Source organism: Pseudomonas sp. MDT1-17 (assembly GCF_054898105.1).
Map to the genome: position 1 here is coordinate 205,447 of NZ_JBUBVM010000001.1, position 24,993 is coordinate 230,439.

A 24,993-nucleotide genomic window follows, 5' to 3' on the forward strand; every position below is an offset into this window, starting at 1 on the left:
GGATTTAGCTAATTAGGTTGACGCCGTGTATCATACACGCACGCGATTTTTGGGGCCATTTATGCGGATCATCAGTGTGAACGTCAATGGTATTCAGGCTGCAGTGGAGCGAGGTTTGCTCAGTTGGCTGCAAGCACAGAATGCCGACGTCATCTGCCTGCAGGACACCCGCGCCTCCGCCTTTGAACTGGACGATCCAGCCTTCCAACTGGATGGCTACTTCCTTTATGCCTGCGAAGCCGAAGTTCCCGCCCAAGGTGGCGTGGCTTTGTATTCGCGGCTGCAACCGAAGGCAGTCATCAGCGGTCTCGGGTTCGAGACGGCCGACCGCTACGGGCGCTACCTGCAAGCCGATTTCGACAAGGTCAGCATCGCGACCTTGCTGCTCCCTTCGGGGCAGAATGGCGATGAAGACTTGAACCAGAAGTTCAAGCTAATGGACGATTTCGCCCGTTATCTGGATAAACAGCGACGCAAACGTCGCGAGTACATTTACTGTGGCTCGTTGTACGTGGCGCAACAGAAGCTGGATATCAAGAACTGGCGCGACAGCCAGCAATCTCCGGGCTTCCTGGCACCTGAACGTGCCTGGATGGACGAGATTGTCGGCAACATGGGTTATGTCGATGCCCTGCGTGAAGTCAGCCGTGAAGGTGACCAGTACAGCTGGTGGCCGGATAACGAACAGGCTGAAATGCTCAACCTCGGTTGGCGTTTCGACTATCAGCTGCTGACACCGGGTCTGCGCCGCTTCGTACGTAGCGCGCGTTTGCCTCGCCAGCCACGGTTCTCGCAGCACGCGCCGCTGATCGTGGACTACGACTGGACGCTGACTATCTAACCAAGCGTTTTTTCGCAGACACAAAAAAGCCGACTTCAGTGTCGGCTTTTTTGTGCGCGCTGAAAAAACCTGTGGGGATTGGTGATGCTGCTTATTTCACCAACCGCCAAGTGAAGGGATAGCGATAAGGCACCCCTTCATTGGACTTGAGCCCGGCAATGATGGCCAGCACCATCGCCCCGATCAGTACCAGCGGCAGCAGCGCAAAACCGATCAACACCAGCATAAGCAGGTAACAGATACCCGAGACTACGGCCACGGTGATCTGAAAGTTCAGCGCTTCCTTGCCTTGGGCGTCGATGAAAGGATCGGTTTCACGCTTCCACTGCCAGAGTATCAACGGCCCAATCAGGTGACCAAACGGCAACCAGACACCGAGAAACGCCGAGAGGTGACAAAACATCGCCCACTGTCGAACCTCTTTGCTCGGGGTGGGAAGCAGCTGTTGCTCGTCACTCATAACGTCCTCCTTGCCTGGAGCGGTCCGATCAGTCGGCCAGTGCAGCCTTTTGCAGTTCGAAGATTTCGGTCATGCCTTTCTTCGCCAATTCCAGCATCGCGTTCAGCTCTTCCGGCTGGAACGGTGCGCCTTCGGCAGTGCCCTGAACTTCGATGAAGCCGCCAGTGCTGGTCATCACCACGTTCAGGTCAGTTTCGGCAGCCGAGTCTTCCAGGTAGTCGAGGTCGAGCACAGGCTCGCCCTGATACATGCCCACCGATACGGCAGCGATCATTTGCTTCAACGGGTCGCCGCCTTTCAGGCCGCCGCGCTTCTTGATCACTTTCAACGCATCGACCAGTGCAACCATCGCACCAGTGATGGATGCGGTGCGGGTGCCGCCATCAGCCTGGATCACGTCGCAGTCGACGTACAAGGTGACGTCGCCCAGCTTGGACATGTCCAGCGAAGCACGCAGGGAACGGCCGATCAGACGCTGGATTTCCAGGGTACGGCCGCCTTGCTTGCCGCGGCTCGCTTCACGCTGGTTACGCTCGCCAGTGGCGCGCGGCAGCATGCCGTATTCAGCGGTCAACCAGCCTTGGCCCTGACCTTTGAGGAACCGCGGCACGCCGTTCTCGACGCTGACGGTGCAGATGACTTTGGTATCACCGAACTCGACCAGTACAGATCCCTCGGCGTGTTTGGTGTAGTTGCGGGTAATGCGGATCGAGCGGAGCTGATCGGCAGCGCGACCACTTGGACGTTTCATAGGGAGTACCTGTACGGGGGACGGAAAACTGCGGAGCATTATAGAGCCGCAGGGCCACGAGTGGGCACTTCTAAAAAAATCCCCCGACGACTGAAGGCCCTGAATAGCGCTTTACCGACGGTCTGCAGCCCTTTGTCACGCCGTGTGTTTGGGCGCATTCGCCCCACTGCGCTACAATCCTGCGGCTTTGCTGCCTCTGGGCTTAAATTCATATAGATCAGGCCTGCGAAACCTTTGGTAACGCATGAACCTGCATTGCGAGGTACCTCCATGGTGCACAGCATGACCGCCTTCGCCCGCGTCGAAAAAGCCGGCGCCCAAGGCACCCTTAGCTGGGAACTGCGCTCGGTCAACAGCCGCTACCTGGAGCCGCACTTGCGTCTGCCGGAGTCCTTTCGCGACCTCGAAGGCGCGGTCCGCGAAGCCCTGCGCCAGGGAATCTCCCGGGGCAAGCTCGAATGCACCTTGCGCTTCACCGAAGAAAATACCGACAAACCACTGCAAGTGGACCGCGAGCGCGCCGCACAACTGGTCGCTGCCGCCGAGACCATCGCCGGCCTGATCAAAAATCCGGCGGCGCTGAACCCACTGGAAGTCCTGGCCTGGCCCGGCGTGCTGGTGGGCGACGCGACCGACCCGCAAGCCTTGAATGCCGAAGCACTGGCGCTGTTCAACGAAGGCCTGAAAGAACTCAAGGCCGGCCGCGAGCGCGAAGGCGCGGAGCTGGCACGGTTGATCAATGATCGCCTGACCTCCATTGAAGAAGACGTGGTGACCCTGCGTGAACTGGTCCCGCAGATGCTCGCCACCCAGCGCCAGAAAGTCCTCGATCGCTTTGCCGACATGAAGGCCGAGATGGACCCGCTGCGACTGGAGCAGGAAATGGTGATGCTCGCGCAAAAGAGTGACGTCGCCGAAGAACTGGATCGCCTGAGCACTCACATCATCGAAGTTCGCCGGGTGCTCAAATCCGGTGGCGCTGCCGGTCGGCGCCTGGACTTCCTGATGCAGGAGCTCAACCGCGAAGCCAACACACTGGGCTCCAAAGCCTTCGACCCGCGCAGCACCCAAGCGGCGGTCAACCTCAAGGTGTTGATCGAGCAAATGCGCGAACAAGTGCAGAACATTGAGTAAGGCAAACCCGACATGACCCACAGCACCGGCACCCTGTACATCATTTCCGCCCCTTCGGGCGCAGGCAAGAGCAGCCTGGTCAAGGCCCTGACCGACGCTGATCAGGAGATCCGCGTCTCCGTCTCCCACACTACCCGCGCCATGCGCCCCGGTGAAGTGAATGGCGTGAACTACAACTTCGTGTCGCGCGAAGAGTTCGTGAAGATGATCGAACACGGGGATTTCCTCGAGCGCGCCGAAGTGTTCGGCAATCTCTACGGCACTTCGCAAAGCCACCTGCAGCAGACCCTGGACGAAGGCCATGACCTGATTCTGGAAATCGACTGGCAGGGTGCAGAGCAAGTGCGCAAGTTGATGCCGCAGGCCCGTTCGATCTTCATTCTGCCGCCGTCTCTGCAAGCCTTGCATCAGCGCCTGAACAATCGCGGCCAGGACAGCGATGAGGTCATTGAAGGCCGGATGCGCGAAGCGGTCAGCGAAATGAGCCACTACGTCGACTACGACTACCTGATCATCAACGACGATTTTGCCCATGCACTGCGCGATTTGCAGGCGATTTTCCGTGCCAATCAGCTGCATCAGAAGCGTCAGCAGCAGCGCAACGGAAAACTTCTGGCTGAATTGCTCGGCTAAACAACGCTTCCCAAAACCGCTGCAAGGGCTTTACATTGGCACTTGCAGCGCGTTGAAGGGCTTGGTCAAAAAATCAGCGCTTCCCTAATCGCTGGTGATTTTTTAAACTGTTGAGTCCGCTCGCCCAACCGGGCAGCGCGCATATTGCATTCGCTCCGAGGAATACCATGGCCCGCGTAACCGTTGAAGATTGCCTAAACCACGTGGAAAACCGCTTTGAGCTGGTCATGCTGTCTACCAAGCGTGCCCGTCAACTGGCCACCGGCGGCAAAGAGCCACTGGTCCAGTGGGAAAACGACAAGCCTACCGTTGTAGCCTTGCGTGAAATCGCTGAAGGCCTGATGAGCTACGAGTTCATCGCCAACGCTGAAATCGTCGAAGACGAACCGCTGTTCGCAGCGTTCGAGGACGAGTCCAACGAGGCAGTCTAAGCCATGCCTGGTCGACGTAGCACGGCGCGGGGTCACAGCGAACGGCAGGATTCATCATGCCGAGCATAGACGCCCTCGCCGATCGCTTATCGACCTACCTCGGCAAGGACCAGGTCAACCTGGTCCGCCGAGCGTACTTCTACGCCGAACAAGCCCACGACGGCCAACGCCGCCGTAGCGGCGAGGCGTACGTCACGCACCCACTCGCGGTTGCGAATATTCTTGCCGACATGCACATGGACCATCAGAGCCTGATGGCTGCGATGCTGCATGACGTGATCGAAGACACCGGTATTGCCAAGGAAGCGCTGCAAGCGCAGTTCGGCGAAACCGTGGCCGAACTGGTCGACGGGGTCAGCAAACTGACCCAGATGAATTTCGAGACCAAAGCCGAAGCCCAAGCCGAAAACTTCCAGAAAATGGCCATGGCCATGGCGCGCGACATTCGCGTGATCCTGGTCAAGCTCGCCGACCGCCTGCACAACATGCGCACGCTGGAGGTCCTGTCCGGCGAAAAACGCCGACGGATCGCCAAGGAAACCCTGGAAATCTATGCGCCCATCGCCAACCGGCTGGGCATGCACGCCATCCGCATAGAATTCGAAGACCTGGGCTTCAAGGCGATGCACCCGATGCGTTCCGCACGGATCAACCAGGCGGTCAAACGCGCCCGGGGCAACCGCAAGGAAATCGTCAACAAGATCGAAGAATCACTCAGCCACTGCCTGGCTATTGATGAAATCCAGGGCGAAGTCAGCGGTCGTCAGAAACACCTCTACGGCATCTACAAGAAAATGCGCGGCAAGCGTCGGGCCTTCAACGAGATCATGGACGTCTACGCGTTCCGGATCATCGTCGACAAGGTCGATACCTGCTACCGCGTGCTGGGTGCTGTGCATAATTTGTACAAACCACTGCCGGGGCGCTTCAAGGATTACATCGCGATCCCCAAGGCCAACGGCTACCAGTCGCTGCACACCACCTTGTTCGGCATGCACGGTGTTCCGATCGAGATCCAGATCCGCACCCGTGAAATGGAAGAGATGGCCAACAACGGCATCGCCGCGCATTGGCTGTACAAATCCAGCGGCGACGAGCAGCCAAAAGGCACTCACGCCCGCGCTCGCCAGTGGGTCAAAGGCGTGCTGGAGATGCAGCAACGGGCCGGCAACTCGCTGGAATTCATCGAGAGCGTCAAGATTGACCTGTTCCCGGACGAGGTCTATGTGTTCACGCCCAAAGGCCGGATCATGGAGCTGCCTAAAGGCTCCACGGCGGTCGACTTCGCTTACGCGGTGCACACCGACGTGGGCAACAGCTGCATTGCTTGTAGGATCAATCGTCGTCTCGCACCGCTGTCCGAGCCGCTGCAAAGCGGTTCCACGGTCGAGATTGTCAGCGCCCCCGGCGCGCGGCCGAACCCGGCGTGGCTCAACTTCGTGGTCACCGGCAAGGCGCGGACCCATATCCGCCATGCACTGAAACTGCAACGCCGCTCCGAATCCATCAGCCTCGGCGAGCGCCTGCTGAACAAAGTGCTGAATGGCTTCGACAGCTCGCTGGAGAAAGTCGCGGCCGAGCGCGTCAAGGCGATGCTCACCGAGTACCGTCTTGAACTGATCGAAGACTTGCTCGAAGACATCGGCCTGGGCAATCGCATGGCTTACGTGGTGGCTCGCCGACTGCTGGGCGAAGGCGAACAGCTGCCAAGCGCGGAAGGTCCGCTGGCGATTCGTGGCACCGAAGGCCTGGTGCTCAGTTACGCCAAGTGCTGCACACCGATCCCGGGCGACCCGATTGTCGGCCACCTGTCCGCGGGCAAAGGCATGGTCGTGCACCTGGACAACTGCCGCAACATCAGCGAAATCCGCCACAACCCGGAAAAATGCATCCAGCTCTCGTGGGCCAAGGATGTCACCGGCGAATTCAATGTCGAGCTGCGCGTCGAGCTGGAACACCAGCGCGGCCTGATCGCTCTGCTGGCCAGCAGCGTCAACGCGGCCGACGGCAATATCGAAAAAATCAGCATGGACGAACGCGATGGTCGCATCAGCGTGGTCCAACTGGTGGTCAGCGTGCATGACCGCGTGCACCTGGCCCGCGTGATCAAGAAATTGCGCGCCCTGACCGGGGTGATTCGCATCACCCGCATGCGTGCGTAAGCCACTCATTACAAGGAGTCATTCATGACCAAAACAGTTATCACCAGCGACAAGGCCCCGGCCGCCATCGGTACTTACTCCCAGGCGATCAAGGCTGGCAACACCGTTTACATGTCGGGTCAAATTCCTCTGGACCCAAAAACCATGGAACTGGTTGAAGGCTTCGAAGCCCAGACCGTCCAGGTGTTCGAGAACCTCAAAGCCGTGGCCGAAGCAGCCGGCGGTTCGTTCAAGGACATCGTCAAATTGAACATCTTCCTTACCGACTTGAGCCACTTCGCCAAGGTCAACGAGATCATGGGCAAGTACTTTGACCAGCCTTACCCTGCCCGCGCCGCCATCGGCGTTGCGGCCCTGCCAAAGGGTTCGCAGGTTGAAATGGATGCCATTCTGGTCATCGAGTAAATGCGTACGGCGCAGCCCTCAACAGGCTGCGCCGCTGCCGTATGTATAGAAAGCGTTCTGAAAGGATTTCACCATGCGCCAAGCGCTTGTTCTCTCGCTGCTCGCCCTGTTCCTGGGCGGCTGTGCCAGCAACCCTGCCGATCGTGATATCAGCGGCACCTGGATCAATCAGTCGGCGATCGATGCCGCATCCAAAGGCGGCCCCTTGCGCGAAGCGCTCCAGGCTTATGGCCCGAACCTGGAATGGGACGTCAACACCAAGGCCGGTCAGGCCCGCTACACCAATGGTTTTGAAAATGTCGACGGCAAGCTGCTGGGCGAAGAGTCCGGTGCCTGGAAGGTCGACTTTTATGGCAGCTCCGCCAGCGAGTTGAAGCGTGACGGCAAGCAATTGAGCCAGGCCGCCAACGACAACGAGCCGGAGCAAGTCTTCGACCGCGCGCAGCTTCAGGTGCCAGACGGCGCCCCCATCGGCGCCAGCTTCGAGCGCGCGCTGTATTCGGCCTACATGGGCGGCAGCTGGAAAGTCGTCAGCGGTCCCGGTGAAGGCAATACCGTGCAATTCCAGGCTGACGGCCAGGTTGCCGGCCTGCCGGGTGCGGATCGCTATGCCTTGTGTCTGGCCGGTGATTGCGCTTCGATGAGCAGCGGTAACGACAACATGTGGCTGCAAGCGAATGGCCAGGGCAATACCTGGATCTTTGCGCGCAAGGGCAAAGAACTGGAGATTCTCCAGGCCGTAAACACCGCTCAGGCGGACGAGATGCCGTCGTTCACGCCGGGCGAGCGCAAGTGGTTGCTGGAAAAGCAGTAACCCGGCCTTAGCTGCAACGAAGATCTAATGTGGGAGCGAGCCTGCTCGCGAAAGCGGTGTAACAGTCGACAGAAATGTTGAATGTTACAGCCCCTTCGCGAGCAGGCTCGCTCCCACAGTTGTTTTAGGGTGACTGGAAGTCAGCAGCGGCCTTCGAGAATCGCGGCATAGCCTTCGCGATAGCTTGGATACTTTGGCGTCCAGCCCAAAGCCTTCGCCCGTGCGTTACTGCACTGCTTGCTGCCCGTGCGCCGCACGCTCGCATCCTCAGCCCATTCGGTCACGCCCAGGTACTCACGCAACCAGCCCACCACTTCCGCCAGCGGTGCCGGCGCATCGTCGACGCCTATATAGAAGTCCTCCAGCGCCACCCCACGCCGATCCGCCTCAAGCAGATATGCCATCAACCCCGCCGCGTCATCGGCGTGAATGCGGTTGCCGTACAACGGTGGATCGATCGCCACGCGATAACCCCTGCGAACCTGCGTCAACAGCCATTCGCGCCCCGGGCCATAAATGCCGGTCAAGCGCACGATGCTCGCCGGGATGCCGCTTTGGAGTGCCACTTGCTCAGCCTCCAGCATCAACCGACCTGAATAGCCTGCTGCAATGGTCGGCGAAGTCTCGTCGACCCACTCGCCATCCTGCTGGCCATACACACTGCTGCTGGAAACAAACAGCAGTCGATTGGGCACCTGACCGTAGTCGTCCAGCCACTCAAGCACATGCTGCAAGCCCTGCACATAAGCAGCGCGATAACCGGCTTCATCGTGATCGGTGGCGGCCGCGCAATACACCAGGTAATCCACCGCACCCACTGGCCAAGTCGCCGGGCAGTCTTCATTGAACAAGTCGCCGGCAACACCAATGACTCCCTCGGGCAGGCGCGAGACGTCACGCCTCAGGCCATGAACCTCCCACCCGGAAGCCACCAATTGCGTGGCCAGACGACTGCCGACATCACCGCAACCGGCGATCAAAACAGAGGGCGCGGACATCAGAAAACTCCCATCAGAAAGGTACAGACTAGCGCCGGCAAAGGGCGAGCGGCTAGCAATGAAGGAAAAAAAGATACTCTATTACTTTTGTTAACAAGAATTACTTGCAATAATGCCTGCCACTTTTGTTCTCGGCCTCACGAGGCCTGGAAGAACATTTACCGTCTTTTTCTCTCAGGTCCGGCCAGCATGACACGCAATCAATTCCCCGCTTCGCCAACCAAACGACCTCGCGCCTGGAGCGCGGTGGCCGCCCTGCTGCTCAGCCTGATGCTGGCGCCGACCGCCGCGTTCGCTGACGCACAAGCGCCAGCCGCTCCGGCCGCCACTGCGGCTCAAGCGCCAGCAGATCACGCCGCACCGACCGTTACCCAGGCCCAAGCCGTAGACACCACCGCCGAAGACGCTCCTGAAGTCCTCGAAGCCGACAACTCCCTGGGCATGGCCCACGACCTGTCGCCGTGGGGCATGTACCAGAACGCCGACATCATCGTGAAAATCGTGATGATCGGTCTGGCCATCGCGTCAATCATCACCTGGACCATCTGGATCGCCAAGGGTTTCGAGCTGATGGGCGCCAAGCGTCGTCTGCGCACTGAAATCGCCCACCTGAAAAAAGCCGCCACCCTTAAGGAAGCCAGCGCTTCGGCAACCAAGGCCGGCACCCTCGCCAACTTGCTGGTGCACGATGCACTGGAAGAAATGAAGCTGTCGGCCAACAGCCGCGAGAAAGAAGGCATCAAGGAACGCGTCAGTTTCCGCCTCGAGCGTCTCGTTGCAGCCTGCGGTCGCAACATGAGCAGCGGCACCGGCGTGCTTGCCACTATCGGTTCCACCGCACCGTTCGTGGGTCTGTTCGGTACCGTGTGGGGCATCATGAACAGCTTCATCGGCATCGCCAAAACCCAGACCACCAACCTCGCCGTCGTCGCTCCCGGCATCGCCGAAGCCCTGCTGGCGACCGCGCTGGGCCTGGTTGCCGCGATTCCGGCCGTTGTGATCTACAACGTCTTTGCCCGCTCCATCGCCGGTTACAAGGCGCAGGTGTCCGATGCTTCGGCAGAAGTCCTGCTGCTGGTCAGCCGCGACCTCGACCACCTGCCGCCCGAGCGCAGCTCGCAACCGCACATGGTGAAAGTGGGGTAATCGGCCATGGGCCTGCATTTGAAAGAAGGCGCAGACGACGATCTGGCCGAGAACCACGAAATCAACGTCACGCCGTTTATCGACGTGATGTTGGTGCTGTTGATCATCTTCATGGTGGCGGCGCCGCTCGCCACCGTGGACATCAAGGTCGACCTGCCCGCCTCGAGCGCCAAACCGGCACCACGGCCAGAAAAACCGGTGTTCCTCAGCGTCAAGGCTGACCAACGCCTGTTCCTCGGCGAAGACGAAGTGAAGGCCGAAGCACTCGGCGCCACTCTGGACGCCAGGACCAAGGGCAAGAAAGACACGACGATCTTTTTCCAGGCCGATAAAGGCGTCGACTACGGCGACCTGATGAGCGTGATGGACAACCTGCGCTCCGCCGGGTACCTGAAGGTGGGCCTGGTCGGACTCGAGACGGCAGTCAAGAAATGATCACGACGCGCCAAAAGCTGACGCGTTACAGCGCGAGCCTGGCCGTGGTGCTGGGCGTCCATGCGCTGGCCATTGCGCTGGCGCTGAACTGGACGTCACGCCCACCGATCGAGCTGCCGCCGCAGGCGATGATGGTCGAGTTGGCACCGGTTCCGGCCCCGCCACCACCGGCACCGCCGAAGGTCATAACGCCGCCACAGCCACCCGCCCCGGTGGAAGAACTGCCGATCCCGAAACTGGCTGAAGTGCCGAAGGCCGAGATTGCCGTGCCGAAACCGGTCAAGCCCAAGCCCAAGCCTCAACCGCCCAAGCCTGTGGAGAAAAAACCGGAACCGCCTAAAGAGAAGCCGTCCGAGGAAAAACCGAGCGACGCGCAACCGACTCAGGCACCCACGGAGAAATCTGCACAACCGGCACCGGGTCCATCACCGGCCCAGCAAGCGGCCAAGGCCAGCTGGCAAGGCACCCTGCTCGCTCACTTGGCCAAGTACAAGAAGTACCCGGCCAGTGCGCAGGCACGGGGCAAGGAAGGCATGAACCGTCTGCGCTTCGTCGTGGATGCCGAAGGCAACGTGTTGTCGTTCGAGCTGGTAGGCGGCTCTGGCACTGCTGATCTGGACCGGGCCACCCTGGAAATGATCAAACGCGCCCAGCCGCTGCCCAAGCCACCGGCCGACATGCTGAACAACGGCTCCATCGAAATCGTTGCACCGTTTGTTTACTCGCTGGAAAAACGCCGGCGCTAAAACAGCAGAAGATCAAAAGATCGCAGCCTGCGGCAGCTCCTACATGGGATTGACATACACCCTGTAGGAGCTGCCGAAGGCTGCGATCTTTTTTGCCTTTTGCATATCCGCCAGCGGCAAACCCGCATCGCCCGGTGTCACTCAACACACTCAGTCTGATAACGTGCGTCTATCGATTGCAGCCGGTATGCTTGGCTCGCAACTTCATGGATGCTTGCTATGACTCTTACAGAATTACGCTACATCGTTACCCTCGCTCAAGAGCAGCACTTCGGCCACGCGGCCGAGCGTTGCCATGTCAGCCAGCCGACCCTGTCGGTGGGCGTGAAAAAGCTTGAAGACGAACTCGGTGTGCTGATTTTCGAGCGCAGCAAGAGTGCCGTGCGCCTGACCCCGGTCGGCGAAGGCATTGTCGCCCAGGCGCAGAAAGTCCTGGAGCAGGCCCAAGGCATCCGCGAACTGGCCCAGGCCGGCAAGAACCAGCTGACCGCCCCGCTGAAAGTCGGCGCGATCTACACCGTCGGCCCGTACCTGTTTCCGCACCTGATTCCACAACTGCACCGGGTCGCCCCGCAGATGCCGTTGTACATCGAAGAAAACTTCACCCACGTGCTGCGCGACAAACTGCGCAACGGCGAGCTCGACGCGATCATCATCGCCCTGCCGTTCAACGAAGCCGACGTGCTGACCCTGCAACTCTACGACGAGCCGTTCTACGTCCTGATGCCGGCCCAGCACCCCTGGACCCAAAAAAAATCCATCGACGCCAGCCTGCTCAACGACAAGAGCCTGCTGCTGCTCGGCGAAGGCCACTGCTTCCGTGATCAAGTGCTGGAAGCGTGCCCGACCCTGGCCAAAGGCAACGACGGCGCCAAGCACACCACGGTGGAATCCAGTTCCCTGGAAACCATCCGCCACATGGTTGCGTCCGGCCTGGGAATCTCGATCCTGCCGCTCTCGGCCGTCGACAGCCATCACTACGCCCCCGGCGTGATCGAAGTGCGCCCACTGACGCCCCCGGTGCCGTTCCGCACCGTGGCCATCGCCTGGCGCGCAAGCTTCCCGCGGCCGAAGGCGATTGAAATCCTCGCTGACTCCATTCGCCTGTGCTCGGTGGCCAAGCCGTCAGCACCGGTGGTTGCGGCCTAAGTCGCTGCCATGACCGAGTTGTCGCAAGTGTCGGTGACGGCACTCAAGGGTGTCGGCGAGGCCATGGCCGAGAAATTGGCCAAGGTCGGCCTGGAAAATCTCCAGGACGTGCTATTCCACCTGCCGCTGCGTTATCAGGACCGAACGCGCGTGGTCCCGATCGGCCATTTGCGACCGGGCCAGGACGCCGTGATCGAAGGCACCGTCAGCGGCGCCGACGTGGTCATGGGCCGCCGCCGAAGCCTGGTGGTGCGCCTGCAGGACGGCACCGGCGGGCTCAGCCTGCGTTTCTACCATTTCAGCAACGCCCAGAAAGAAGGCCTCAAACGCGGCACGCGGATTCGCTGCTATGGTGAAGCACGGCCCGGTGCGTCGGGGCTGGAAATCTATCACCCGGAATACCGCGCCATCACCGGCGACGAGCCGCCGCCGGTGGATGAAACCCTGACCCCGGTCTACCCGCTCACCGAAGGCCTGACCCAGCAGCGCTTGCGCCAGTTGTGCATGCAGACCTTGACGATGCTCGGCCCCACCAGCCTGCCCGACTGGCTGCCGACCGAGCTGGCGCGGGACTATCAACTGGCGCCGCTGGCCGATGCGATCCGCTACCTGCATCACCCGCCCGCCGATGCCGATGTCGATGAACTCGCCCTCGGTCATCACTGGGCGCAGCACCGTCTGGCCTTCGAAGAACTGCTGACGCATCAACTGTCCCAGCAGCGCCTGCGCGAGAGCATGCGTTCCCTGCGCGCGCCGGCGATGCCCAATGCCACCCGGCTACCGGCCCAGTATCTGGCCAATCTTGGCTTCACGCCGACCGGCGCTCAGCAACGGGTCGGCAACGAAATCGCTTACGACCTCAATCAGCACGAGCCCATGTTGCGGCTGATTCAGGGCGACGTGGGCGCCGGTAAAACCGTGGTCGCTGCCCTCGCCGCCCTCCAGGCCTTGGAGGCCGGTTATCAAGTGGCACTGATGGCGCCCACCGAGATTCTCGCCGAGCAGCATTTCATCACCTTCAAACGCTGGCTCGAACCGCTGGGCATTGAAGTCGCGTGGCTGGCCGGCAAGCTCAAAGGCAAGAACCGCGTGGCCGCACTGGAGCAGATTGCTGGCGGCACACCGATGGTGGTCGGCACCCATGCGCTGTTCCAGGACGAGGTGAAATTCAAGAACCTGGCCTTGGTGATCATCGACGAACAGCACCGCTTCGGCGTGCAACAGCGCCTGGCGTTGCGACAGAAAGGCGTCGGCGGGCGGATGTGCCCGCACCAGCTGATCATGACCGCGACACCGATTCCGCGGACGCTGGCCATGAGCGCCTACGCCGACCTCGACACCTCGATCCTCGACGAACTGCCGCCCGGTCGAACCCCGGTGAACACCGTGCTGATCACCGATACCCGACGCGTCGAAGTCATCGAACGGGTGCGCGGTGCCTGTGCCGAAGGACGTCAGGCCTATTGGGTGTGCACGCTGATCGAAGAGTCGGAAGAGCTGACCTGCCAGGCCGCCGAAACCACTTACGAAGACCTCACCGCCGCCCTCGGCGAGCTGAAGGTCGGGCTCATCCACGGTCGCATGAAGCCCGTCGAGAAAGCCGCCGTCATGGCCGAATTCAAGGCCGGCAACTTGCAACTGTTGGTCGCGACCACGGTGATCGAAGTCGGCGTCGACGTGCCCAATGCCAGCCTGATGATCATCGAAAACCCCGAACGCCTCGGGCTCGCGCAATTGCACCAGTTGCGCGGTCGTGTGGGTCGAGGCAGCGCGGCCAGCCATTGCGTGCTGCTTTACCATCCGCCGCTGTCGCAAATCGGTCGTCAGCGACTGGGCATCATGCGCGAAACCAACGACGGTTTTGTCATCGCCGAAAAAGACCTCGAGCTGCGCGGCCCCGGCGAAATGCTCGGCACGCGCCAGACCGGCCTGCTGCAATTCAAGGTCGCCGACCTGATGCGCGACGCCGATCTGTTGCCCGCCGTGCGCGACGCCGCCCAGGCTTTACTTGAGCGCTGGCCGGATCACGTCAGCCCGCTGCTCGACCGCTGGCTACGTCATGGGCAGCAATACGGCCAAGTGTGAGCACCGTCGCAGTTTCTGAACCCTCGTTCTGAGCAAGCTGGTTATACTCCTGCCATTGTTTTAAAACGGATACAGACCATGACCGAAGTTGCCCTCGCACCCGCCACCCCGCACGCTCCGTCGGTTATTCGGCTGATGCTGGGCAAACTGGGTATCGCCCACGAAGAAGTCCTCGACCATCACGGCCTGAACGCCGCACGCAAAGTGCAGGCAGTTCTACTTGATGACGCCGTGGGCACGCTCATGGTGCTGTTTCCGCAGAGCCAATTGCTGGACCTCAATAGCCTCGCCGAATTGACCGGCCGCCGCCTCACCGCCGTGTCCACCGAACGCCTGGTAAAGATGCTCGGCAAACACAACCTGAGCCTGCTGCCCGGCATGCCGGCGCTCACCAGTTCACCGTGCCTGTATGACGAAAGCCTGCTGCGCGAACCGAAGTTGCTGATCAACTCAGGCGAGCCCGGCGTGTTGCTGGAAGTCACCAGCGAAGACTTCAAAACCATGCTGACCAAGGCCAGCGCCGCCAACTTCGGCGAAGCGCTGACCAGCATTCGCCCAAACCTCGACCGCCCTCACGATGACCGTGAGGAAATCACCCAGGCCGTTCAAGCGTTCACCGCGCGGCGTATCCAGCAGCGTCTGGAAGAGACCATCGAAATTCCGCCGCTGGCCGAGACCGCGCAGAAAATCATCAAACTGCGCGTCGACCCCAACGCTACCATCGACGACATCACTGGCGTCGTCGAAACCGACCCGGCCCTGGCCGCACAGGTGGTGAGCTGGGCGGCGTCGCCGTACTACGCGTCGCCGGGCAAGATTCGCTCAGTAGAAGACGCCATCGTCCGGGTACTGGGTTTCGACCTGGTGATCAACCTGGCGCTGGGCCTGGCCCTCGGCAAAACCCTGAGCCTGCCAAAAGACCATCCGCAACACACCACGCCGTACTGGCAGCAATCGATCTACACCGCCGCCGTCATCGAAGGCCTGACCCGCGCCATGCCGCGCGCCCAGCGCCCGGAAGCCGGCCTGACCTACCTCGCCGGCCTGCTGCACAACTTCGGCTACTTGCTGCTGGCCCACGTGTTCCCGCCGCACTTCTCACTGATCTGCCGCCACCTGGAGGTCAACCCGCACCTGTGCCACAGCTACGTCGAGCAACACCTGCTGGGCATCAGCCGCGAACAGATCGGCTCGTGGCTGATGCGCTACTGGGACATGCCGGATGAACTGGCCACCGCCCTGCGCTTCCAGCACGACCCGAGCTACGACGGCGATTACGCCGAGTACCCAAACCTCGTGTGCCTGGCTGTGCGTTTGTTGCGTAGCCGTGGCGTCGGCTCCGGGCCAGATGAAGACATCCCGGACGCCTTGCTGGAACGCGTCGGCCTGACGCGCGACAAAGCCAATGACGTCGTCAGCAAAGTGCTTGAGGCTGAAGTGTTGCTGCGCGAACTGGCTTCGCAATTCACTCAGCCCTAGCAGCATTCGCGAGCAAGCCCGCTCCCACAGGGATCACCTAAATCCTGTGGGAGCGGGCTTGCTCGCGAAGAATCCACCGCGGTTTATCTGATCACCTCAAACCTGCGCCCCGCTATGATTCGACTGCAAATAGAGCGCTTCCGATGACCCAAACAGCGCCTGTCAGTGTTGCAAGTCAAATCCGCAAACTTGCTAAAGATCACAAGGTTACCGCTGATCCTGATGGCACGAGCCGTATGGCCGTGATCATTACCCGTATGACTGGCGATGTCGTTGAGTTGGATGGCATCGAACAGTTGCTCGTCAATCTCAAGAGAAAAGGTGTTCTAAGCAAGTTTGAGATCCTGGCGCTGCAAGGGCGCTACCTTCAGGAGAGGCGTGCGCAGAAACGTAGCGCATGAGTTTTAATCCGCTCAGCGACTTAGAGACCGCCCAGCCACTCGATGCCCGCGAGCCTCCTAAGTCGGATGGCTGAAGAGGCTAAGAATCCCGGCGAGCTACCTGAAGGACCTATGCCTTCGGCTTCGCCTTCCTCGGCTTCAAATACTTGGTCAACCCCTGAAACCAGATCACCAGCGCCGGGTTGCCCTTGATCTGAATCGACTTATCCTGAATCCCCGTCATAAACGCCAACTGCTTGTTCTTCGCCTGCATCGTGGCAAAGCCATACGCCGCGTCTTTAAAGGCAATCGCAAACGCCGGTTCCGCATACACACCAGACTTGCTGGTAATGCGCTGATCCTTCACAAAGAAATGCCGCGCCACTTTCCCGTCCAGGGTCTGTAGCTGAAACACCAATTCCTTGTCACCCAACTGCTGCTGAAACGCAGGATTAGTCCGACTGGCCTTACCCATCAACAAACCCAGCATCCACAGAAGAAAACGAAATTTCATGCGCACAGCCTCAAAAGGAAAATGAACGGCCGGCGCAGTGTAGCGGCTTCAAGCGAGAACGCCACTGTCTGGTTGCGTTAGAAGAAGATGTAGGCCTTTTTGACGCCAATGACTACCAAGTCACGCCAACCTGATCGTCCCCACGCGCAGCAAAGGAATGCATCCCGTGACGCTCCGCGTCACCTCTCAACACCTTCCCTACACCTGAAGAAACACAATCCTGTAGGAGCTGCCGAAGGCTGCGATCTTTTGATCTTGATCCCCTCAAACCTCTCGGACATTTCCTTCAACACGCCGGGCTGTCCGTGAACTAGGCAGTCTTCGGTATCACCGATAGTCTCTGGTGGTCGCCGCAAAATCGGTGACACGGACGTGCAAGTCCGCCTCGGCATGCAATCGGTTATGGCTATTCATCGAGCGTTTTCTTATGCTCGCGAATTGTTATGGCAGCTGTGTGTGGGAGACCTCCGGGTCTGCCGGTTACCGAGTCGGTCTTGCACACCTATGCACAGCTGCCACCTCTTTCGAAGCAAGCGAAACGGTGTTAGCTCCTAAATCTCGGTATTATTCCTATGATCAAGCCAACACCGAATCCCCCCGAACACGAAGACACATCCCCCTACGAATCCTTCGATTCCAAAAAACTCCACGAAGCCGCCGAACGAGCCCTCGATCTTCACCTCGGCACACCCGCGGATAAAAAACCTAAACGTCGCAATGGCGACCTCTTCATCGTCGCTCCCGACCTACACACCGAAACCCTCCTGACCAACGCCTCAGAAGACCTGCTGTCCATCAGCGCCATCGCCGCCGACCTGGCCGACAGTGTAGAAGGCTCACGCCGCTCCGTCGCACTGGCACTCAGCAGAATGGCGGTCGGTGTGCATCTGTTAGTGGAGCGAGCGCTGGACCATATTGATTCGCCGGATCCGGCGGAGCATCGTGCGAAGGTGTAAGCAGGAACAAGGAGCGCGCCAGCATTGGCGCGCTCCCAAAGATTTCTACAGTGCGAAATCCGAGACTTCACTAAGCATCCAGCATTGCCCACGCTCGAAGCGATACTCAACCACGTAGTCCGTATCAGGCTTTTGCAAAATGGCCGTCGCCTTATCCCCTCTCTGCTCTTTGACGGTTAGCATCAGACCTTCAGCCTCTCGCTTCGCACGCTCAGGCACGAGTGGAAACTTGATCTGATCGTCACTCAGCGAACGCTTTTCCTGTTGCGGCTCGGGCTCAGCATCCACAGTCACCAGAAAACTAAGGGGGCGTTGGACGAAGACCTTTTGAATAGCCGCACTCTCAGAGAAGGAAGCGAGGAAAGTGTTGAAGTCAGAGGATGGGCAGACAACGTCAGCAGTTTGAGCGGCTGAACCAGCCGAAATGTCAGGCGCAACTTTGTCCAGATAAACCGAACGCTCTCGGCTCATTCCCGTGATGCAACTGTTCACTGTCGTGACATAAGCGGGCTTGCCGGGCTCAATCTCAAACGCCTCAAGATGGCAATTCGCATCACGCAGCTTAATCCACGCACGCTGCGACTCTTTCACCTTCACCACATACGCTGTCCCCAATTCGGGATTGTCTTGATACCGGGTTTCGAGCCGCGCCAGCAGTTGGTGATAACTCGTATTCAAACGTGAATCAGCAGTGGCCTTCGATGCCGCAGAGCACTTATCAATTTGTTGGCTTTTGGTGATCTCGTTGCACTGATCCTGAGCAAGCGCCGTTGAAACCGGCAAAACGGCTTGGCATGTCAGCGTACAAAGAATCCCTAAAAAAAAGCGTTTCACTGTCCTCTGTCCTTGATCTATTCAGATGAAATCCAGGCAACCTAATCTGGGGAAAAACTGGTGACACAGAGCTTTGGCTCATTCATTTCCCAGAAGGTGCTGAGCAGAGTTCTCTTGTCGCGCTCTACACGCAGATTGGCGAAATCGTCGCCACAAGCTGGAGTCAGTTCCTTGAAGAAACCTGCTTCAGGCTGGTAAACAAAAATCCTGTGAACGGTGTAGGTACCCATCCCGTCATCGACATGCCAGACCGCAAAGTCTTTCATGCCATCGAAGTTGAAGTCATCAATCTGTACATGCAGGTCGTTTAGCTCGAAAGTAATTGTCTTGGTTTTAGCCAGGACATCACTTTTTACGCTGACGGTAAAGGTTGATCCGTCTTGTGTCACGACAGCCTCAACCTTTTCTACTGGCTAAAAAGTGGCAATCTGCGAAACGGTCGAACCCAGTGCGGGAATGGCATTAGCGAGAGGCAAAATCAAAAGAGCGCTCAGTACTGATCGATTGAAAAATCGATTCATCCAATCATCCTTAAAAAGCTGCAATTACGAATTTTTGGAAAAGTCGGAGAAGGAGACACCTGCCTTTAATAAATCTGTCCCCATTCTCTTCTCCAGCAACACTCAATCAGCCAGATTTATTTGCTCAAAGCTAGTGCTGCCAAACAAATAAATCTGTCCTTTTTAAGGCGATTACTTACTAGCTTCAGAGCACTTCAATTCCTTGATAGTGGTTCCTTCGACAGGAATGTTACATGATCTTCGTTCCTCGCCGGTTGGCCTAAGCGGCGTGATACTAAGTGTCAAATGAACACCATCATTTTTTACAGAGATGTCCTCGAAGCCAGCATCAGCATAATCCGAATCAAAAGACTTGCCCTCAAAACTACAAAAATTCGAAGCAGATAGGATCTTCCAATTATTATCGGGACTAACAACTTGAACTTCAAGACAGCTGTCATTAAACGTCTTTACATACCTAACGACATGAGTGCCCACACGACCTGTCCCGACTTCAGAAACAGCTCCGATATCGTTGGCCGCGGCAGCCCCACCTATGAAAAGGATACAGACCACAGGAAAAAACTTAGAAAAACCCATATCTCACCTCAGATAATCAACACGATCATCAAATCGCTGCGCTGGAACATTTGACCATTTTGACTGATCACTTATTACGTTTGAAAATGCGGACAAATTATTATCAGTCACATGCCTTTAATAAGCGCCCTTGCACCCCCCCGTATAATCACCCCTATATATTAAGTCTATCGCCACATCTTGAATCTTAGACCAACTAAAAAAGGGGACAGATTTATTTACCGATAGCTAACCTACCTTAAATAAATCTGTATCTTTTCTTCCAGTAATGACGAATTTCTTAACTACGCTCACCAACCCTTTTCGGAATTTTTGCAGACCTACCTAACTGCTGCATTAGCGCACTGTATTTTTTATAATTTTCGACAGACAAATCTTTATTATTCGCCCCCCAATAAGCATCCGCCAAATTCAGGTAAGCAACAACTCTATCCGAATTTTCCGCAACAACCTTTTTTAATAATTCAATCGCCTCGCCATAATAACCCGCCTCAGAAAACAAGAAGCCAAGATCATTAGACCAACCTACCATATCGGGGTAATAATACTTTTCGACCACATAAGTTTCAGGTGCACACGACTCATCCTCCCCGCCATCCGACACTAGATAACTCATGTACTCTTTAAACTTTACTTTATCCCCTTTTTTGTAAGCCGCCAACGCTTGATCGAAATTTGAAGCAACAGTCACCGACATGAGTTTTTCACGCTGTCCCTCTGAACTTTGAGCATCTACATGAAGCTTCTTCAGATACTCGAATGCTTCGGCCCCGCTGAAGGTTTCGAGTGGGTTAGACATCAAAATATTCGAAGGTACTGCATAGACGCTCACAAGCGATCTATCGCAGGACTCATTATTATTCACGAGAAGAAGTCTGCTCATAATAATTTTTCCAGCCTGAGCGTCATACTGAAACTGAAGATTGAAATTATATTTAGTATTATCCTCCTCCTTTGTATTCAGGTACAAAGTGTCGCCTGCCTTAGCCGAACCATACTTAAATAACGTTGTCTCTGCCTGTGCATCCACGACACTGATCGTTTTATTCGGGTTATTTAAAACACCAACCTCAAACCCATCGTAACTAGCTGGAGAATATGAATTTTTTATCAATGGCAATGCAGACGCCGCCTTAACTATTACAGATTGCTGACCATCGACAACGGCTATCAACATTAAGCTTCTGGTCGTACTACCGGACTCCTCCTTTAACATTAAAAATTTCTGACCATTAAGACCAGGAATTAAAACAACATCAAACTCCTTAACTATTTCCGAGGCTGCAGGCATATTAACGACTTGAGCAGCACATACAAAAAAACTTCCACTACTCAAAAACACAAACGTTAACAAGCGAAAACTTTTGACAAATACGCTCACTGCCCTATCTCCTGATATATAGCTGTAAAGTGATTCCGTCGCTCACCATAACTATTGGTATGCTTGTTCACAATTTCGGTAATTTTATCCGTGGATGTGGTATTAGGTGCAACAAGATCGTTCAACTTATTCAATTCCCAAAAACCCATCGCTGATAAAAGACCTATTTTCGTCTCCAGCAGTTGATCCGGATTGGCAACCATCTCAATGGTCTCCTCTGGCAACTTCACTTTCAGTAGATCCTCTACGGCCTTATAGTTTGACTTCCATGTAAGCTGAATAAACCCTTTACCTTTATAGCTAATACCTTCTGCACAACCACCTGGGGTTAACACAAAATTACCCTGAGTAGAGCAACAGCAATAAATTCGTTTGGCTATCTCATTTTCATTTGGAAATTGAGAATAAGCCTTACCTTTACGAACAGTGTATGCACTTTTCGCCGCAGGGCTAAGAGCATTATATTGCGCCATTTCGATGCGCTTATATCCGTACTGGTCGGCCTCGGTGGGGTACGTGTTAAAGTACCTCCCGAACTTTGATCTTAGCGCCTCTGAGGAATACCATAAATCCTCCACCTTACCAACCAAAGCATTCCCCACCTCAGTCTTCACTTGAGCGAAAAATTGTGCAATCTTAGGAATTGTATTTATTTCAAAACGATCAGCATATTTATTAAACAACCCTCTAACTTCTTCGCGTTTACCCTCCGAAGACTCTGGAAACATTTTCTTCATTTGATCGTACGATATAAGTTCCGCAACAGCGGATGTAAATCCGCCGACAAACTCTATCGGATGAAAATGCCAAATCACATCCGACGCCATGGTCGCCTTTCCAGAAAGCTCCTCCCAAAACACGTATTTATTTATTCTTTCTTTTTCATGCTTCAAGGTTTTTGGAGATATCCCCAACAACTGATCCAACTTACTCCACTTAGCGGACTCAGCTTTGTCCTTCCACTCAGTGGGGTGATGGGCAATAAATTTCGCCCATTGTGCTCTTGTGTCTGTGTTCTTCAACGCCTCAGCGAGTTCGCCGGGATCGATTTCACCATCGTGGTTTGTATCAATTTTTGCGAAGAGGTCCTTGAAAAACTGCGGCATGTTTTCAGGGTCGAGAAATCCATCTGCTGCTGCGTTTGTTTCCTCGACAATCTGGAAGCCCAACTTCTGCCAATCGTGCTGCGTGATAATCTCCGCGCCTGCTTTTTTTATAAGCCCTGCAACAGGCTGGTCGTCCTCGACTACGCTGACGTCGTACCAATCTTCACCGCCAACCTTGATGACCGGAGCCTTGCTCAAGTCAACCGCGTGCTCTTTCTTGAGTGGTGTAGAACCAGTGGCCGGCGCTTTTTTCTTGAGCTCGACTCCGCTCGCCAGGTGTAGATACTGCTTGCCTATCTTCAAGCCGGCGAGGTTTTTAAGAAAATCATGAACGTCCGCTTCAGCGGTAAAAATCTCGACATGTGCCTGATATTTACTTGTTACGCCACCGTCTTCGCCGGTGAGGTTTTCGGATTGTCCCAGGTAACCGATCGGGTCACCTGCTTTGATACCGGTTCCCGTCGCAATGACCGATTCAAAGCTCGTCGGTGTCACCGAGTCCCATCTCAACACTTTTTTGGGTAACTCGTTTTCAACGCATGCCCAGAAGGTCGGAGGAACAGTTCCCCCTGCCCGCAAACCGCCAGTCAGCATCGTGCATTTGGCCATACGTCTTGTGGCGCCATCCAGCGTGAGGTTTACAACCTCTTTGCTGTCGAACTCTATGACGCTGTTCATGACCAGCTCCATAGACCCCATCAGAGCGCCGGAAGACTGTCCGTTGCTCGGGTTCGCCGGCTCAGCATAAAGTGGTAATTTGTCGACCACTGATGCTTTTACCTTTCCTTGCCAGTAATTCGGTCTGGCCCGTTCCGGAGTCGGATCTGCAACCCATATTTGGGCATGCGCAGCGTTCTTGTAAGGCGCGCCGTCCTTTAAGTAAGCGAACCAGACTTCATCCCCAACATCACGTTTTTTCGTTACCCCTTCCTTCACACTTCCAGAAAGAATCTTGCCTTTGGCATAGGTAACGTTGCCATTTTCGGCTGTACCAAGGATTTCCAATTTAGTGCCATTGACTAGCTTTCCGTACGGTTCCGCTGTTACGCCTGGCACGGGCGCGATGTCGTACGCCTTAAAGTCACTCACCTTCATGGTGACCATGGGCTTTGGTGTTTCTTCCGGAGATAACGGATAGCGGTCATACGGCAACAGGTGCATGTACAGGCTGTAGAAATTCAACTTGTTCTGTTTGCCTTTGTTCGGCCCCTCTTCGGGATTGGGTGCCGATTTGTACTCATGACGAACCAGACAGAAGGAATTGGAGTACTTCAGCTTTTTTTCGTTGTCACCAAACGTCGATTGTAGGTAATCCTGATTCAGGCGGTAAGCCACAACCTCGCCATCGGCCATGCAACGCACCGGCTCATTCAGTACGCACTGCGGGGCGCTCTTATCGGAGATATGAATGCCACCGTGCCAAAACTTGTTGCTACCTAGAAGATAATGACCCGATGACTCTCCTTCGAGGGCTTCATAGACTTCGTCCGCGCCAGTGAATTGTTTGCCATCCGCCTTCCTAAAAGGAAACTGGAAACTCATCAGCGCCGAACCTGCAGGCGCTGGAGCCGGTGCAGCAGGCGCTGGAGCGGGCGCTGCCGCTGACTGCGCTCCACTTCGGTATTGAGCCTTGGGTCGCAAATATTTGTTCGGCATGGGCCAGTAACCGCTACCTGCGCCGTATTTTGCGGACTTAGGGCCGGTCGAAGTTTGCGAGCCGAAGAATTTACCTTTGGTGTGGTTGGCGTCCATTTCTTCGATTACGCCGGTGTGGCCCAGCGTCGTCCATAGTGCAATATCACCCGGCTGGACATCGTTGAGCGCGATCACATCAAAATGTGTGGTATCTGTCGCTAACGCTCCGGTCGCTCTATAAGGAATGTTGTAACCCGCGTCGCGAAGCATGCGATTCAGCAGGTGTGAGCAATCGATTTCCTTACGACCATCGCTATCAGCATCTACGTTTCCGCTATCGCCATAACCGTATTCATATCCGGTGTTCGGGTAGTTAACCCGTTGCTCGAGTAATCCTGTGCTCATCGGTAGCGTCCTGCTTTAAAGGCAATTAATTGAGTTATTGGCAACGATGCCTTGAGTGGTAAGCCGCTCGACTCCTTGCGGCCCTGCCTCGTGATCGTTCTTCTCGGCCTCTTTGTAACAAGCCAAGGCTCGGGGCAAATCGCTGGGGACAATGACACCTGTTTCGTAGGCGCCCCCTAACTGGATCAATGCCGCCGCAGACCCCAAACGTGCCGACTCCACAAGTGCATTCAATGATTTCTCTGGATTCACACAGGCTCGCGTCTCTTCGTAATTACCTTCATCACAATAGAAATCAGCCAGCGCCAAACCAGCTTCCGGCACACTCTTCGATGCGGTGACAAGTAGTTCTAGAGTTCTTGCGTTCTCCAATCGCGGCGCCTGTCCGGACAAACTGATTGCCGCAGCGGCGAAGGCCGCTTCTGCGGAGCCCTGTTCAGCACCGTCCAAATAGCTATCCAGCGCCGAGATGTACAGCTGAGCGGACGAGGACGACTCAGTATCGATGCCTAGTTGGTTGTAAAGCGCGCCACGTTTCAGCGCGCGAGCACCTGCATTCAGCTTCGCATCTTGAGCATCCAGCACCTTCTCAAGCGACCAGTCTTCAACACGAGTCAACGTCCAGCAGTCACTGTGTTTAAAGGCGAATATCTTCAGGACCTCACCTTTGTGATCACGCACGAAGACCAAATTCGGTAACTGAACTTTCATGCTCAACTCAGTCTTCTCGATGTTGTCTGGAGAAAGCATCGCCGACGATTGAGCATCTAACGCCTTCAATTGCTTCTGCACTACTCGCGGCTTGGACCCAGTGGCGACTACCGTTTGCTCAACCACTGGCGAGGCAGTAAACGCTTGCTGCACCTCAGGCTTGGCCGAGAATTCTTTCACGAAACCGGCGAAGTCATTACTCGGGCATTGCGCCGCGAAGGCACCCGAGCTCATTCCGAAAGCCAGCAGCACCAACCATTTCAAACTGAAATGCAGAACTCGATTGTTCTTAGTCATCTCGA

General features: G+C 56.5%; 25 protein-coding genes. 15 read left to right on the top strand and 10 right to left on the bottom strand.

Going from position 1 to position 24,993, the window contains the following annotated elements:
* Positions 1-61 precede the first annotated feature (61 nt).
* The gene (locus tag ACYZTX_RS00835) at positions 62-841 is read left to right on the top strand and encodes an exodeoxyribonuclease III (RefSeq protein ID WP_007934608.1); all 780 of its coding nucleotides are present in this window, start codon (positions 62-64) and stop codon (positions 839-841) included.
* A 91-nt stretch (positions 842-932) separates the two neighbouring features.
* On the opposite strand, the gene ACYZTX_RS00840 is transcribed toward ACYZTX_RS00835, so the two are convergent.
* Positions 933-1,301, bottom strand: coding sequence for a DUF4870 domain-containing protein (locus ACYZTX_RS00840; protein WP_462032558.1), 369 nt, complete (start codon positions 1,299-1,301; stop codon positions 933-935).
* A 28-nt stretch (positions 1,302-1,329) separates the two neighbouring features.
* Complete coding sequence (rph, locus tag ACYZTX_RS00845; protein WP_010465211.1) at positions 1,330-2,052, bottom strand: ribonuclease PH; 723 nt, start codon at positions 2,050-2,052, stop codon at positions 1,330-1,332.
* 270 nt (positions 2,053-2,322) lie between these two features.
* Here rph and ACYZTX_RS00850 point away from each other — a divergent pair, with 270 nt between their 5' ends.
* The 6 genes from ACYZTX_RS00850 (at position 2,323) to ACYZTX_RS00875 (ending at position 7,631) form a co-directional block, all read left to right on the top strand.
* A complete protein-coding gene (locus tag ACYZTX_RS00850; protein WP_462032559.1) occupies positions 2,323-3,186 on the top strand; it encodes a YicC/YloC family endoribonuclease in 864 nt (287 codons plus the stop codon).
* Between the two features lie 12 nt (positions 3,187-3,198).
* Positions 3,199-3,819: a guanylate kinase gene (gmk, locus tag ACYZTX_RS00855; protein ID WP_462032560.1), complete on the top strand. Its 621-nt coding sequence runs from the start codon at positions 3,199-3,201 to the stop codon at positions 3,817-3,819.
* A 167-nt stretch (positions 3,820-3,986) separates the two neighbouring features.
* On the top strand, positions 3,987-4,250 hold the full coding sequence (gene rpoZ / locus ACYZTX_RS00860) for a DNA-directed RNA polymerase subunit omega (protein WP_007894670.1): 264 nt from the start codon (positions 3,987-3,989) through the stop codon (positions 4,248-4,250).
* A gap of 56 nt (positions 4,251-4,306) precedes the next feature.
* Positions 4,307-6,412 (top strand): bifunctional GTP diphosphokinase/guanosine-3',5'-bis pyrophosphate 3'-pyrophosphohydrolase, encoded by a 2,106-nt coding sequence (gene spoT / locus ACYZTX_RS00865; RefSeq protein WP_008150141.1) that lies wholly within the window; start codon positions 4,307-4,309, stop codon positions 6,410-6,412.
* A 24-nt stretch (positions 6,413-6,436) separates the two neighbouring features.
* Complete coding sequence (locus ACYZTX_RS00870; RefSeq protein WP_003229509.1) at positions 6,437-6,817, top strand: RidA family protein; 381 nt, start codon at positions 6,437-6,439, stop codon at positions 6,815-6,817.
* Between the two features lie 73 nt (positions 6,818-6,890).
* Entirely contained in the window at positions 6,891-7,631 is a 741-nt protein-coding gene (locus ACYZTX_RS00875) for a hypothetical protein (protein WP_462032561.1), read from the top strand.
* Between the two features lie 140 nt (positions 7,632-7,771).
* Here ACYZTX_RS00875 and ACYZTX_RS00880 read toward each other — a convergent pair whose 3' ends face one another.
* Positions 7,772-8,629, bottom strand: coding sequence for an SDR family oxidoreductase (locus ACYZTX_RS00880; RefSeq protein WP_462032562.1), 858 nt, complete (start codon positions 8,627-8,629; stop codon positions 7,772-7,774).
* 189 nt (positions 8,630-8,818) lie between these two features.
* Between ACYZTX_RS00880 and exbB the strand changes: the two genes are divergently transcribed.
* The 7 genes from exbB to ACYZTX_RS00915 all read left to right on the top strand — a co-directional run bounded on the left by exbB (position 8,819) and on the right by ACYZTX_RS00915 (position 16,070).
* On the top strand, positions 8,819-9,775 hold the full coding sequence (exbB, locus tag ACYZTX_RS00885) for a tonB-system energizer ExbB (RefSeq protein ID WP_462032563.1): 957 nt from the start codon (positions 8,819-8,821) through the stop codon (positions 9,773-9,775).
* A 6-nt stretch (positions 9,776-9,781) separates the two neighbouring features.
* Positions 9,782-10,210: a TonB system transport protein ExbD gene (gene exbD / locus ACYZTX_RS00890; protein ID WP_008150131.1), complete on the top strand. Its 429-nt coding sequence runs from the start codon at positions 9,782-9,784 to the stop codon at positions 10,208-10,210.
* Entirely contained in the window at positions 10,207-10,956 is a 750-nt protein-coding gene (locus tag ACYZTX_RS00895) for a TonB family protein (RefSeq protein ID WP_462032564.1), read from the top strand. The genes exbD and ACYZTX_RS00895 overlap by 4 nt, the downstream gene beginning before the upstream one ends.
* A 219-nt stretch (positions 10,957-11,175) precedes the next feature.
* Positions 11,176-12,105, top strand: coding sequence for a LysR substrate-binding domain-containing protein (locus tag ACYZTX_RS00900; RefSeq protein WP_462032565.1), 930 nt, complete (start codon positions 11,176-11,178; stop codon positions 12,103-12,105).
* Positions 12,106-12,114: 9 nt separating this feature from the next.
* Positions 12,115-14,190, top strand: a complete 2,076-nt coding sequence (recG, locus tag ACYZTX_RS00905) for an ATP-dependent DNA helicase RecG (RefSeq protein ID WP_462032566.1) — start codon at positions 12,115-12,117, stop codon at positions 14,188-14,190.
* Positions 14,191-14,268: 78 nt separating this feature from the next.
* Positions 14,269-15,669: an aminoacyl-tRNA deacylase and HDOD domain-containing protein gene (locus ACYZTX_RS00910; RefSeq protein WP_462032567.1), complete on the top strand. Its 1,401-nt coding sequence runs from the start codon at positions 14,269-14,271 to the stop codon at positions 15,667-15,669.
* A gap of 143 nt (positions 15,670-15,812) precedes the next feature.
* Complete coding sequence (locus ACYZTX_RS00915; protein ID WP_462032568.1) at positions 15,813-16,070, top strand: hypothetical protein; 258 nt, start codon at positions 15,813-15,815, stop codon at positions 16,068-16,070.
* A gap of 109 nt (positions 16,071-16,179) precedes the next feature.
* Here ACYZTX_RS00915 and ACYZTX_RS00920 read toward each other — a convergent pair whose 3' ends face one another.
* Positions 16,180-16,563 carry a helicase gene (locus tag ACYZTX_RS00920; protein ID WP_123408677.1) on the bottom strand — a complete coding sequence of 128 codons (384 nt, stop codon included), beginning with the start codon at positions 16,561-16,563 and terminating at the stop codon, positions 16,180-16,182.
* 572 nt (positions 16,564-17,135) lie between these two features.
* Here ACYZTX_RS00920 and ACYZTX_RS00925 point away from each other — a divergent pair.
* Positions 17,136-17,519 carry a DUF6124 family protein gene (locus ACYZTX_RS00925; RefSeq protein ID WP_462032569.1) on the top strand — a complete coding sequence of 128 codons (384 nt, stop codon included), beginning with the start codon at positions 17,136-17,138 and terminating at the stop codon, positions 17,517-17,519.
* Positions 17,520-17,564: 45 nt separating this feature from the next.
* Here the strand turns inward: ACYZTX_RS00925 and ACYZTX_RS00930 are convergent, their stop codons facing one another.
* The 6 genes from ACYZTX_RS00930 to ACYZTX_RS00955 all read right to left on the bottom strand — a co-directional run bounded on the left by ACYZTX_RS00930 (position 17,565) and on the right by ACYZTX_RS00955 (position 24,988).
* Positions 17,565-18,353, bottom strand: coding sequence for a lysozyme inhibitor LprI family protein (locus ACYZTX_RS00930; protein ID WP_462032570.1), 789 nt, complete (start codon positions 18,351-18,353; stop codon positions 17,565-17,567).
* A gap of 41 nt (positions 18,354-18,394) precedes the next feature.
* Positions 18,395-18,742: an XAC2610-related protein gene (locus tag ACYZTX_RS00935; RefSeq protein WP_462032571.1), complete on the bottom strand. Its 348-nt coding sequence runs from the start codon at positions 18,740-18,742 to the stop codon at positions 18,395-18,397.
* A gap of 303 nt (positions 18,743-19,045) precedes the next feature.
* A complete protein-coding gene (locus tag ACYZTX_RS00940; protein ID WP_462032572.1) occupies positions 19,046-19,453 on the bottom strand; it encodes a hypothetical protein in 408 nt (135 codons plus the stop codon).
* 280 nt (positions 19,454-19,733) lie between these two features.
* Positions 19,734-20,834 (bottom strand): tetratricopeptide repeat protein, encoded by a 1,101-nt coding sequence (locus ACYZTX_RS00945; protein ID WP_462032573.1) that lies wholly within the window; start codon positions 20,832-20,834, stop codon positions 19,734-19,736.
* Positions 20,831-23,980: a hypothetical protein gene (locus tag ACYZTX_RS00950; protein WP_462032574.1), complete on the bottom strand. Its 3,150-nt coding sequence runs from the start codon at positions 23,978-23,980 to the stop codon at positions 20,831-20,833. Before ACYZTX_RS00950 ends, ACYZTX_RS00945 begins: the two co-directional genes overlap by 4 nt.
* 15 nt (positions 23,981-23,995) lie before the next feature.
* Positions 23,996-24,988, bottom strand: coding sequence for an SEL1-like repeat protein (locus ACYZTX_RS00955; RefSeq protein ID WP_462032575.1), 993 nt, complete (start codon positions 24,986-24,988; stop codon positions 23,996-23,998).
* Between the last annotated feature and the right edge of the window lie 5 nt (positions 24,989-24,993).